This is a genomic window from Psychrobacter sp. UBA3962 (assembly GCF_002385225.1).
Lineage (GTDB): Bacteria > Pseudomonadota > Gammaproteobacteria > Pseudomonadales > Moraxellaceae > Psychrobacter.
Window position 1 is genome coordinate 266,376 of the sequence record NZ_DGDC01000003.1, and the last position, 12,916, is coordinate 279,291.

Here is a 12,916-nt window from a genome sequence, read left to right on the forward strand (position 1 = left end):
AAGAAGGCATTAGTGAGTTTGTTATTACCTATTCACCTTTGAGTATTTATTACGATAACGTATTAATTACCCAGTGGTTAAAAAGTAAGACAGCTTGAGTTCACTAAGCCGCAACATTCTTAATTCCCTATTTTTAATTCCCCTTAGAATGAACTAGAACCGCCGTCTTACCTCCTAATTAGGTTGGGTATGAGTTTGGCGGTTTTTTTATGGGCATTCTACTTGATTTAAGAAATTAGCCTTAGCAGTTCTCGCATTAGCTGTAAAAATAGCTTGGCATTTTGCCTGTAATATCAATATTTTTTAGTATCAATGGAGTTGATATGAGTTTGAACAATCCTTTTTATCCACAAAACCCTATTCAGTTTTCAGCGCAGGAAGTATTGAATCCAGAATTCATCGACCGCCCCTCAAGGGAGTTATTTAAATTAATATCGCCTCTTTATAGTGCCGATGAAGATGAGTGGTTGGGTCATTTATTGCCTTTAGCAGAGCCTAGAATTAATAACGGCGTTAGTGAACGTGAGACCATTAGTGAGCAAACCAAAAGCTTGGTTGAACATGTTCGCAGCAATGACAAAGCTGTGAAAATGGTAGATTCATTACTATTAGAATACAGCCTTGATACCCAAGAAGGTATTCTATTGATGAGTCTGGCTGAGGCTTTGATTCGAGTGCCAGATAACGCCACTGCAGATGCCCTGATTCGTGACAAAATGAGTGTGGCAGACTGGAAAAAACATCTAAAAGATGACAACGGCTTTATCGTCAATGCTTCAACGTGGGGCCTAATGATGACAGGCCGTGTGGTGAGTATTGATAGCTCGACCACAGCCGCCGGCTTCTTGGATCGTATGACGAAGAAAATGGGTGAGCCGGTGATTCGTAGCGCCATGCAAAGGGCTATGAAGATTATGGGTCACCAGTTTGTCTTGGGTGAATCTATTGAAGAGGCCAACCGCAACAGCCAGCCTTATCGCAATAAGGGCTATACCTATTCATTCGATATGCTTGGGGAAGCTGCGGTTACTCATAAAGATGCCGAGAAGTACTTTAGTGACTATCTACACGCCATTCGCTCTACCGCCAATATCAAAGTTAAAGAGGGCATGCCTAAGCCTTCAGTATCTATCAAGCTGTCGGCACTCCACCCTCGTTATGAAGCCACACAGATCGATCAGGTCTTAGGCTTATTGCGCCAACGCTGTATCTTGCTGATTGAAGCTGCGCGTGAAGTCGATGTTGATATCAGTATCGACGCAGAAGAGGCGGATCGTCTTAAGGTATCTTTAAAACTATTTGAATCCTTATATCGTGACACCATGACCCAAGGCTGGGATGGCTTAGGACTGGTGGTACAAGGCTACTCAAAACGAGCTTTGTCTGTATTAACTTGGCTGGCCAGCCTGGCAAAAGAGGTGGGTGACCGTATTCCAGTACGCTTGGTAAAAGGCGCTTACTGGGACTATGAAATTAAGTTAGCACAGCAAAAAGGAATTACCGGCTATCCGGTGTGGACCCGTAAAGAAGGTACAGATGTGGCTTATCTGGCTTGTGCCAGATTCTTATTAACCGAGCAAATTCGTGGGGTGCTTTGGCCACAGTTTGCCACCCATAACGCTCATACTTTGTCTTCGGTAATGACCATGAGTCCGCACAGAGACTTTGAATTTCAGAGACTACATGGCATGGGCGATGCTCTTTATGATCACATTCTGCAAGCCTACAACATCCCGGTGCGTATCTATGCGCCAGTCGGTGCGCACAAAGACTTGCTGCCTTATTTGGTTCGTCGTCTATTAGAAAATGGTGCTAACAGCTCATTTGTGCATCAGTTATTAGATAAGAGTCACCCAATTGAGCCGTTGACTGTGCACCCGTATGACACGCTGACCCAGCATGAGACGCTGCATAACCCACGTATTGCAATGCCATTGGAGATTTATGCTGATAGGCAGGCAAGCTTTGGTCCTAATATCTTCGTTGACTCGCAGTGGCAACCGTTTAGAGCTCAAGTAGACAGCCACCTACAACATAGTTGGTCAGCCAATCCTATTGTTAATGGTCAGCAAATTGATAAGACAGTAGCGCAAGAGCTCACCACTCATACTGTAGTAGCCCCTTGGGATCATGAGGTGGTAGCTGGTGAAGTGGTCTACGCTGATGCGCAGCTTGCAAGCCAAGCGATCGAGGCCGCAATAGCCGGTCAAAGCCAGTGGCAGCAAGTGCCTGTCGCTGAACGCAGTGCTATCTTAAAGCGCATCGCTGACTTGTATGAACAAAACTACAGCCAGCTGGTAGCTATGTGTCACAAAGAGGCGGGTAAGACATTACAAGACAGTATTGATGAGATTCGTGAGGCCGTAGATTTTTGTCGTTATTACGCTAATGAGGCTGAGCGCTTAAGTCAACAAACCCATACTTTTACCGATATTGCAGGCAATGAAGTTAATCAAAAGCGCACTGCTCGCGGTACAGTAGTGTGCATTAGTCCTTGGAACTTCCCATTGGCAATTTATACCGGACAAATTGTCGGTGCCTTGGCCGCAGGCAATACTGTGGTTGCTAAGCCTGCGGAGCAGACCAGTTTGATCGCCTATTTTGGGGCACAGCTGATGTATCAAGCCGGTGTTCCTGAATATGCCTTACAGTTTGTCACTGGGGCAGGCGAGGTAGGCGCAACATTGACCTCATCACCCTTAATTGATGGCGTGGTATTTACGGGTTCTACCCAGACTGCGCAACACATTAATAAGTCGCTGTATTCTACTGAGCGAGTGGTGCAGGCCGGCTCTGAGCAAAATACGGCTAAAGAATTGCCTATTTTGATTGCAGAAACGGGCGGTCAAAACGCGATGATCGTTGACTCAACCGCACTGCCTGAGCAAGTGGTAAAAGATGCGGTGTTATCAGCCTTTGGTTCAGCAGGGCAGCGTTGTTCAGCGTGTCGTGTGTTGTGTTTACAGCAAGACATTGCTGATTCTGTCATTGAGCTGCTAAAAGGCAATATGGCTGAGTTGGTGGTAGGTAATCCTTCAAATGTGACCACTGATGTGGGGCCAGTTATTGATAAGGATGCTCAAAAAGGTCTACGTGCTCATATTGAAGCCATGCGTAATGACAGTCGAGCCCGTGTAATTGCTCAAACCCCTATTAGCTCAGAGTCTGCAAATAATCTAAGTAATAGTACTTTTGTCTTGCCGACCGCTATTGAAGTGGACGGTATTGACGTGATTGGCGGTGAGCATTTTGGACCCATCTTGCATATCTTACGTTATGAGGCTAGTAAGCTAGATGAGCTTATAGAGGAAATTAATGCCACAGGTTATGGGTTAACTTTAGGCATCCACAGTCGTATTGAAACCGTGGCTGATCATATTGAAAGCCGCACTAAAGTGGGCAATACCTATATAAACCGTAACCAAATCGGGGCCGTAGTAGGTGAGCAGCCCTTTGGTGGTTGTGGGTTATCAGGGACAGGACCTAAAGCAGGCGGTCCACGTTATGTGGCTAGACTGATGAAGTGGCAAAACGTTTAAAACAACGCCAATCCACTTTTGATGTGACACAAGATATCTCATAACAATAAGTAATGACATTAAGGATAAGCTCATGAATAAAGTATTTAAAGAAAATCAGGCCCAGCAGTGTGAAGCTTGGGCGCAATTAGGGGCTGTAAAGCGCAGCATTATTTTGACAGAAGCGAGTAGAAAGTTAGCCGATATCAGCCCTAATGGAGAACAGGCACAACATCTATTTAATCATTTGTTGGCTCAAGCCCAAAAACTAGAAGAGGTCATGTGTTTAGAGGGCGCCACAGGGGAGTCTAATGATTTGTATTTAGCTCCTCGCGGAAAAACTATGGTATTAGCCACTGAGTCGGCCAATCCTATTGCTTTCTTGGGTACCCTGGTCGCAGCCTTGTTGACCGGAAACGAAGTGTTTTTGCGTTATCCAAGTCGTCAGCAGCTTTGCGAAGAAGCTATGGCTGTTCTTAATGAGTCTGGGGTTTATGCTGGTGTAATGAGCATTACCAACGACTCAGAGCTGACCACACTACTCAATATCAGTCGTTTGGCCGTTGTGGGTGCTGTGGGTACGCCGCAAGAGCTATTACAAATTGGCAAAGATCTGTCTGAAACAGATGGGATTTTAACGCAGCTGGTAGCAGTAACCGATCTAGAAGGCTGTAGCGAAATGTTCCAACCAGACTATCTAGAACGCTTTTGTACCGAGCGCGTTAAGACTGTGAATACCACAGCCATCGGGGGTAATGCGAGCTTAATTGAGTTAGGTATGGGCTAGCGGTTTTAGGCGATGATTTATTTTTAGCCTATGATTTATTAAGCTGAGGTCGCAAGACTGGACAAGCTTAATAAATAGCCTAAGCAAAAAAAGCAGCCATAATGGCTGCTTTTTTTAATTAATTCTGCCTGACTTAAGCAATTAGGCTCTGCGAGCAGGCTTCTCTAAGGTGATATTTAGGAAGTGCTCTAAAGAGTCATCCATAATTTTTAGCCAAGGCTTAGGTAATTCAGGGGCCAAGGTACCGGTTAGAGTAGAACGGTAAGATTTCTCGCGGAAGGTCATGATGCCTTCTTTTTTGTCTTTCTTCCACTGTTTGAAAATCTCGCCCTGCTTTTCAACCTCAAACTCTGGGTAATCTGTGGCGTTATATAAATCACGGATATAGCTGGCTTGAAAGTCAATTTCGCTGTCAGCATCGGTCAGCTTAGCATGACGCTCTAACCACAGTTTTTCATCTTTTTGACGCTCCTCTAAGCTAGGCAATTCAATCTTACCTAGGATGACATCACGAGCGTACCAAGCTTGCGCATCAAACATATTAAAGGTGAAGTACTGATCTTGCATGCCTAAATATATAAGCTGTGGGTTAGGCTGCCAGAAGATACCTTTGTATAGGTTTGCCGGATATAAACAGTTGTGAGTCTGTAGACGAAGCTCATCGGGTAAGAATGGGAAGTGGAATAAATACCCGGTGCACATAATGACCGCATCAAACTTTTGGTTGGTGCCGTCTGAGAAATAGGCTTTGTCGTCTTCAAAATGGGTAACTAAAGGTTTTTCAGAGATGCCTTCAGGCCATTCATAGCCAAGAGGCTGGGTACGATAGCTGATGGTGACTGATTTTGTCCCATATTTATAGCACTGGGTACCGATGTCTTCAGCCGAATAGCTACTGCCAACCAGTAGAATGTCTTGACCTTCAAATTCTAAAGCATCACGGAAGTCGTGAGCATGTAGCACCCGTCCAGTATAGTGCTCTAAGCCTTCAAAGTAAGGCATGTTTGGGGTCGAGAAATGACCTGTGGCCACGATGACATGATCGAACTCATTGGTTTCTTGTTCGCCTTTTTTGTGATCCATGACCGTGACCGTAAACTTCTTGGTCTCATCATCGAAGGTCACCCAACGTACAGGACACTCAAAGCGGATGTATTTGTTGATATCTTGTTTTTCTAGACGACCCATAATATAGTCGCGCAGAACTTCGCGAGGAGGGTAAGAAGGGATGGGGGCGCCAAAGTGTTCTTCGAATGAATAATCGGCAAACTCTAAACACTCTTTTGGGCCGTTTGACCATAGGTAGCGATACATACTTCCGTGCACAGGCTCACCGTTTTTATCTAAGCCAGTTCTCCAGTTATAGTTCCACATGCCACCTATTGCATTTTGTTTTTCGTAACAGACGATTTCTGGTAGGTTTTTAACGCCTGCTTTACGAGCAGCTTCAAAAGCTCGCAATTGAGCCAGACCACTAGGACCTGCACCTAATATTGCAATCTTTTTATGACTCAAAATTATCTCCTATATAATTAAAGTTTATTAGTGGGGTTTGTAACCATAACATTTTTGCAACAGTTTTTTTAGGGTAATGACTGCCCAGTTTTGACTTGAGGTCGAATAAATCTTGAGTTATTTCTGACGACACTTGCTGACGCAAATAAACCAAAGTTAACGATTGTTCTCTTGTTTACTAACTAGAAATTGCTTAACCTGATAGCCATACGTAAGGTTAATAATACGAAATAATAAAAAAAGATAAGGCTAAATTATGGAATTACTTTCATTCATCCCTATGACTCTAGCATCGGTCTTAGCATCGTTTTCGACAGACAGTGCCAATATAGAAGAGGCGGTTATTAGCACTCATGTCAGTCCGGAAATTGCAGGGGTGTGGGAATTGGATCTTACGGCCGCGCCTGATTTTGCTTTGCCTAATCCCACCATTAAGAGTCAAGATAATAAAAGCAATGCTAAAAATGAAGATTTAGAAAATCTAATACTGGCCATTCAAGAGTCCAGTCGCATTGCTTATGAGGCTCAAGCTGCTGCTGATGAAGCAGAGGCTATGAGTGGTTACCAAGAGGGTGATCTTGATAATAGGGTGGATGAAATTAACAGCGCTACCCAAAATACGCAGTGCCGTGAGCGTTATAACTTTGGGGCCGATAATGTGGTACTGACCACCAGCGGTGAGGAGTGGACCTATGGTAAGTATGTGTATCACCATCAAGAAGAGGGCCTACCCATTATTGCCATTACCACCACTTATGATAATAATGAACCTGATTGCTCGGGCATGCAGGTTGATCAAAAGGGTGAATCTATCATTGCCTACGTTGATTATCAGCCTGAAAAAAATAAAATGCGTTGGTGTATCGATGGAGAAGGGGATAACTGTTTCTTAACTTTTAGACAGTTACTGCCTTAGTAAATGCCAATCTAGTAAGCCAGCCTATGAAGCTTATCAGGTTAGTGTTATAAGCTTTATGACGATTTAAAGATTTGGCTTTATAGCTTGTACTTTAGACTTAGTGCTTTAAAATGGGCTTTTCCCTAAAAACTATCATTGACTACTAGGCCCTTATAACTAGCCTTTGGCGCTATATGGTGTCGGCGAATTCCTCACTTTTACGAGGGAGGTCAAGTAGAAATATTTTATACTCCATAATATAAGATCGTACTCATGAAACAAGCGACCGCACTCGATATTTTAAAAACCGGAAAAAATGTATTCTTGACAGGTTCTGCAGGCTCCGGAAAAACCTATACGCTAAATGAGTACATCCATTATCTACGCGCCCGACGTGTGCCAGTAGCCACGACAGCGAGTACTGGTATTGCTGCCACCCACATGAACGGCATCACCATTCACAGCTGGTCGGGTATTGGTATTAAAGATGAGCTAAGTGAGCGAGATCTTGCCAACTTATCACGTAAGAAGATTCTAAAAGACCGCTTGAGAGAGACAGCGGTGCTTATCATAGATGAAATCTCCATGCTGCATGCCAAGCAATTGAATGCGGTCAATCAAGTGTTAAAACACATGCGTCAGAGCGAAGAGCCTTTTGGCGGTATTCAGCTGGTGGTCGCGGGAGACTTCTTTCAGTTACCTCCTGTGGGCAATCGCGGTGAGACCAATCGTGAAAAGTTCGCCTTCATGTCTGAGGCTTGGTTAGAGGCTGGGTTTAAAATTTGCTATCTGAGTGAGCAGCATCGTCAAAATACTGATGAAGAAGAAAGTAACATTAGTCTTGATAATATCTTGAATCAAATACGAGGTGAGGAAGGGGTAAGCTTTGAAGCCATTGAAGCTCTACAAAACACCTTTTACCAAGATGTGGATATCAATAGAACTCGACTATTCACCCACAACGTCAACGTCAATAAGATTAATGAGCATGAGCTGGCCTTATTAAACGGAGAGACGGTTACCTATAATGCGATAGCTCACGGGGATAATAAGCTGGTCGAAACCCTTAAGAAGTCAGTACGCACTAGTGATGAGCTGACCTTAAAGGTGGGCGCTAAAGTTATGTTTATCAAAAATAATAACGAGCTTGGCGTCTCTAACGGTACCATGGGGGAGTTGGTAGGATTTACCACCATAAAGCCGTTGAAATCTAGCAATGATCATAGCGCCATAAGTGATGATTCAGAATCTGATGACCTAGAAGTTGAGACTACGGATATTGATAATGAAGAAACAGACGAGACGATAGTTGCGATCGATGGCGAGGAAGAGTCAGAGAGCACGGCTTTGGTTTCTACAGATCGTTATCCGGTTATTAAGCTCAACAATGGCCGGCAAGTTATCGCTGAGGGAGAGGAGTGGGTAGTAGAGGATGAAAATGGCGAGATTTTAGCCAGCTATACCCAAATACCCCTAACACTGGCTTGGGCGATTACTATTCATAAGTCTCAAGGGATGACCCTAGATGCCGCTGAAATTGATTTGTCTAAGACTTTTGAGCTGGGCCAAGGCTATGTAGCCCTGTCCCGTCTTAAATCTTTAGAAGGGTTGAAACTGTTGGGTATGAATGACCTAAGTTTACGCTTAGACCCTCTGGCTCGAGGAGCAGATGCAAGGTTTAAAGTTCTCTCTTCCGAGGCTGAGCAAACCTTTGAGAAGATTAAAGTAGAAGTGTTAGAAGAGTCACATGAGCGATTTGTCTTGGTATCAGGTGGTACTTTGAATAAAGCTTATATTGAAGCTTTTGAGAAGAGTTTGAAAAGCCGCAAAAAGAAACAAGCTCAAATGCTGACACAAAAAGACAAATTGAGTAATCAGTTAAATGATCACTCAGACAGTACCTTAATGGCTACCAAGTTATTGTTAGAGGAGAGCTTAACCATTGCTGAGATTGCTGAAGCTAGAGGTCTGGCTCAGGCGACCATTATGGGACATGTAGCCCGCTTAAAGCGTCAATATCCAGAGCTAAACTGTGAGCACTTACGTCCTGATGTGCTGACCTTAGATAAAGTGAGTGAGGCTGTAGAAGCGATTATAGCCGCGGCTGATCCTAATGACTTTCAAGAAGGTTCTGAAGACAGTAGCGCTACTGCTGACAGCAAGCAGGGTATCAATCCGTTTAGTAAAGACAGAATTAAGCTTCGTCCTATCTATGAATATTTAAAAGAGCAAATAGACTATAATACTATTCGCCTGGCTCTAATTTTCATTGATTAATCCTCAATATTTCATGGCTTTGTTGTTTTGTTTACTTCTTAATTTTAAGTAGCTTCTATGTCATTTTCTGCAGTATCAGCGGTTAACCTTACTAATAAAAAAGCGCCTTTGCGTGTCGCCATCAATGGCTTTGGACGTATTGGGCGTAATGTGCTTCGGGCTCTAATTGAGCGTTTTGAAGTGCTAGGTACCTTGGTGCATATTGTGGCCATTAATGATATTGCAGATGCCGATACCTTGCTGCATTTACTGAAGTTTGACAGTACCCATGGCAGACTCAGTAGGCTAGGGGTAGAAGCAAGCATACAGTCAACTGAGTCAGGTACGGCTCAACTGTGTCTAACGAAAGAGGGTGAAACCTACTGCATAGATTTACTGGGGCTATCGGCTCCAGAACAGCTGCCTTGGCAAGCTTTGAAGGTGGATGTGGTGCTTGAGTGTACCGGTCATTTTAGATCTTATGAGGATGCCAGTCGTCACCTTAGTGCCGGTGCCAAGCAAGTTATCATTGGCGCTGCTCCCTTTGATAAAGTCGATGCCAGCATCGTCATGGGCGTCAATGATGATTTATTGACGCGAAATCTGCCTATTATCTCCAGTGTCTCCTGTACCACACAGGCACTGGTACCGCTGATTTATGTGCTGGATAAGGCCTTTGGCACTCAGTCAGTGATGATGACCGAGATTCATGCGGTAACTGCTGACCAAAATGTGCTAGACCAACCGCACCGAGACAAGCGTAGAGCGCGAGCCTCAGGGCACAATATCATTCCCACTACTTCCAGTAGTATCGCTGCCACAGAGCGCACCTTGCCCAATATGCTGGGAAAAATTAATGGGCACTCAATTAGAGTGCCGACCATTGATGTGGCCGCAATCGATGTGAATTTCATTTTTGAGAAGCAGGTGACCTTAGAGCAAGTTAGAGAGGTGTTAAAAGCCGCCTGTGAGCCAGACAGCTCTCTTTATGGCATTATGGGTTATACCGACCTGCCATTGGTCTCTAGTGACTTTATACACCAGCCTGAGTCGCTCATTGTAGATGGTCAGCAGTTGATGCAAGTCGGATCGCAGGTGAAAGTGTTTGCTTGGTATGACAATGAGTGGGGTTATGCCAATAGACTGCTAGATATGTGTCTGTACTTACATCAAGCTAAATAACCATCAGGCTAAATAGCAGACGAAATAGGGTAGGGTTCACGTTTGCTTAAGGTGTAAAGATGAAACGTTCTATAATTACAATGATTGCTAAAATCTAGACCATAAAAAAGGGCCAACTTATCACTAAGTTGGCCCTTTTAATATCTGGCGGAGTCGGAGAGATTCGAACTCTCGAAGGGCTATGAACCCTTGCCGGTTTTCAAGACCGGTGCATTCAACCGCTCTGCCACGACTCCAATAGGTTGACTATTATAAGCATTTTTCGAATGAATGCAAGGGCAACAGACCCAGAATTTTAATAAAAATTTATTATGGTTTATAGGGAGCTCATCACCCAAATCTTGGGCATAAAAAAAGCCAACTTATTGCTAAGTTGGCTTTTTAATATCTGGCGGAGTCGGAGAGATTCGAACTCTCGAAGGGCTATGAACCCTTGCCGGTTTTCAAGACCGGTGCATTCAACCGCTCTGCCACGACTCCGTAGGTGCAGTATTATAGAGGGTTTGAATTTGATTGCAAGTGTTATTTTTGATTTATCACAAAAAAATAATTTTTACTTGTTATTTTTAGGCTCAAGCTGTTCTTCTAATAAGCCTTTGGTTGCAAAACTGCTGTGGGTATCAATAATCGCCTTTTCAATAATTGAAGCACTTACTCCATTGGCACGAAGTTTTTCGATGAAGACTTCATCATCGGCTAGGGTATAACCATCATTATCACGGTCTAAACCCTGGCGAATATATAAACGAATCAAACCCTGGATACGCTTAAAGCCATGCTCTTCTGCGGTCTCTTTTAGCAGCCTGATCATCTCTTCGGATAATCTGATGCTAATTGGACGGGTAATCTTTTGCGGATGGTCAGAGAACTTATTACGAATATGTGGAGGAATCATAGCCATGTCATTTCTTATAGTAAATTTGAGTCAATTGAATAAATTATAAACTAACACAATCTGTCAGTCTTAACTACCTAAGGTGACAGGTTTTAGGGCATAAAAAAAAGTCCTAATCAATGATTAGGACTTTTTATAAGATTTTAAATTGATTTATAAGTCTTTAAAATCTTTTAGAATTTGGCTCCCTAACCTGGGCTCGAACCAGGGACACACGGATTAACAGTCCGATGCTCTACCAACTGAGCTATTAGGGAAGAACTTGTTTGACGCCTATGTTTTGCAAGGGGTCTTAACTAAGTGATGCGTATTCTAGGCAATCTTCGGATGGGTGTCAAGCCTTAAAGTCAAAAAAAATGCAAAATCTTCTATTTTTTTGATTTTATCCTCAAAATTAGGGGTTATTGCTTGATTTAACAAAGATTTTTGACCAATTTGGTATCGCTGTCTCAATAATAGCAAAAGAGAAATCACTTAAAAGATTAATCTAAACAAAGATTGCGCTGAATAAAAACCATCTCACTCGCCAAGCTAAATAAATGACTTCATAATTAATAAAGTGGCTGAATAACATAGCCAGGGTATTGCACTTAAATTAGGAGTGCTTTAAAGAAAGCAATTTGTTTAAAAAGCAATCTGGTTTTACAACAGCTCGAATTGTGGCCAAGACTAAATTCGGCACAAAAAAAAGTCCCTATCTATTAAGATAAGGACTTTGGCATATGCCATAAAAGTATTGCTTGGTAGCAATGTAGCATGAGGTAAAATAAAGAGTCATGCTAGAATTTGGCTCCCTAACCTGGGCTCGAACCAGGGACACACGGATTAACAGTCCGATGCTCTACCAACTGAGCTATTAGGGAATAGCTAGGTTAACGCGCTTATGTGTTAAGCTGTTTGCGTTAAGTGGGGCGTATTCTATCAAATATTTTTTATCCGTCAAGCCTTTTTTGAAAAAAAATTGAAAATTTATCAAATTTTATCGATTTTGACGGTTTTTGGACTTTTTAGCTATAAATTAGCAGGTTTTGATTGCGGTAAAGCAGTTTTAGGTGCTCTGTCTGTATACAGCCTAGTATAGCAGATAAGCCGCGACAGTCAGTAGAGTTTAGCCTCAGTTTTGATAAAGTAGTATACTTGAAAGCATAAAGTGCGGTAAATCAATAGAGCCTTACCCCATATTTTTCGTTTATATATAGGAAGATTATGTCACAAATTAATACCTCAACCAGTTCAGTTAGAGCTCCTGTAAAAAATGAGTTATACATGTCAGTATTAATGACACCAGATATGGCTAACTTTATTGGCAATGTGCATGGGGGTGATTTACTCAAGATGCTCGATCAGGTGGCTTACGCTTGTGCTAGCCGTTACAGTGGCGGTTATGTTGTGACTTTATCTGTGGATCAGGTCATGTTTTTAGAGCCTATTTATGTGGGTGAGTTGGTTACTTTCGCCGCCAGTATTAACCATGTGGGCAGAACTTCGATGGAGGTGGGCATTCGAGTAGAAGCTGAAAATATCCAGCAGCGTACTGTACGTCATACCAACAGCTGTTATTTCACTATGGTTGCAGTTGATGAGAACGGTAAGCCAACCCCTGTACCGCCGCTAGAGATTAAGAATGAGCTAATGCAGTGTCGATTTGAGGCAGCGGAACAGCGAAAAAAGATGCGCATGCAACAATCCAATCGTCCCAGTTGTGAAGCTCATAAATCGCCCAACGAAGAGTTAACAGGGGCTCATAAACCTAGTGATGATTTAAAGGACGAGTAAGGTGTTGAGTAGTAGTCATTGCCTGATGCTTTTTAAAATCTAAAACAATCCAAAGGTATTACTTAATTACTAAAAGGTACAACGAGGTA

8 protein-coding genes and 4 tRNA genes are annotated in these 12,916 nt (G+C 43.0%); 6 read left to right on the plus strand and 6 right to left on the minus strand.

What is annotated here, in order from left to right:
* Window positions 1–323 precede the first annotated feature (323 nt).
* Window positions 324–3,539, plus strand: a complete 3,216-nt coding sequence (gene putA / locus B3S92_RS01500; RefSeq protein ID WP_296202063.1) for a bifunctional proline dehydrogenase/L-glutamate gamma-semialdehyde dehydrogenase PutA — start codon at window positions 324–326, stop codon at window positions 3,537–3,539.
* 73 nt (window positions 3,540–3,612) lie between these two features.
* A complete protein-coding gene (locus B3S92_RS01505) occupies window positions 3,613–4,305 on the plus strand; it encodes a 1-pyrroline-5-carboxylate dehydrogenase (RefSeq protein WP_296202064.1) in 693 nt (230 codons plus the stop codon).
* A gap of 141 nt (window positions 4,306–4,446) precedes the next feature.
* Here B3S92_RS01505 and B3S92_RS01510 read toward each other — a convergent pair whose 3' ends face one another.
* The gene (locus B3S92_RS01510; RefSeq protein ID WP_296202065.1) at window positions 4,447–5,820 is read right to left on the minus strand and encodes an NAD(P)-binding domain-containing protein; all 1,374 of its coding nucleotides are present in this window, start codon (window positions 5,818–5,820) and stop codon (window positions 4,447–4,449) included.
* Between the two features lie 256 nt (window positions 5,821–6,076).
* Here B3S92_RS01510 and B3S92_RS01515 point away from each other — a divergent pair, with 256 nt between their 5' ends.
* The 3 genes from B3S92_RS01515 (at window position 6,077) to B3S92_RS01525 (ending at window position 10,156) form a co-directional block, all read left to right on the plus strand.
* A complete protein-coding gene (locus B3S92_RS01515) occupies window positions 6,077–6,736 on the plus strand; it encodes a hypothetical protein (RefSeq protein ID WP_296202066.1) in 660 nt (219 codons plus the stop codon).
* A gap of 255 nt (window positions 6,737–6,991) precedes the next feature.
* On the plus strand, window positions 6,992–8,995 hold the full coding sequence (locus tag B3S92_RS01520) for an AAA family ATPase (protein ID WP_296202068.1): 2,004 nt from the start codon (window positions 6,992–6,994) through the stop codon (window positions 8,993–8,995).
* A 57-nt stretch (window positions 8,996–9,052) separates the two neighbouring features.
* Window positions 9,053–10,156, plus strand: coding sequence for a type I glyceraldehyde-3-phosphate dehydrogenase (locus B3S92_RS01525; RefSeq protein WP_296202069.1), 1,104 nt, complete (start codon window positions 9,053–9,055; stop codon window positions 10,154–10,156).
* Between the two features lie 145 nt (window positions 10,157–10,301).
* Here B3S92_RS01525 and B3S92_RS01530 read toward each other — a convergent pair.
* The 5 genes from B3S92_RS01530 to B3S92_RS01550 all read right to left on the minus strand — a co-directional run bounded on the left by B3S92_RS01530 (window position 10,302) and on the right by B3S92_RS01550 (window position 11,914).
* Window positions 10,302–10,392, minus strand: a tRNA-Ser gene (locus B3S92_RS01530).
* Window positions 10,393–10,545: 153 nt separating this feature from the next.
* Window positions 10,546–10,636: transfer RNA gene (locus B3S92_RS01535), tRNA-Ser, on the minus strand.
* A gap of 73 nt (window positions 10,637–10,709) precedes the next feature.
* Window positions 10,710–11,051: a CopG family transcriptional regulator gene (locus tag B3S92_RS01540; protein ID WP_296202070.1), complete on the minus strand. Its 342-nt coding sequence runs from the start codon at window positions 11,049–11,051 to the stop codon at window positions 10,710–10,712.
* A gap of 181 nt (window positions 11,052–11,232) precedes the next feature.
* Window positions 11,233–11,308, minus strand: a tRNA-Asn gene (locus tag B3S92_RS01545).
* Between the two features lie 530 nt (window positions 11,309–11,838).
* A tRNA-Asn gene (locus B3S92_RS01550) sits at window positions 11,839–11,914 on the minus strand.
* Window positions 11,915–12,257: 343 nt separating this feature from the next.
* Between B3S92_RS01550 and B3S92_RS01555 the strand changes: the two genes are divergently transcribed.
* The gene (locus B3S92_RS01555; protein WP_296202071.1) at window positions 12,258–12,827 is read left to right on the plus strand and encodes an acyl-CoA thioesterase; all 570 of its coding nucleotides are present in this window, start codon (window positions 12,258–12,260) and stop codon (window positions 12,825–12,827) included.
* Window positions 12,828–12,916 lie beyond the last annotated feature (89 nt).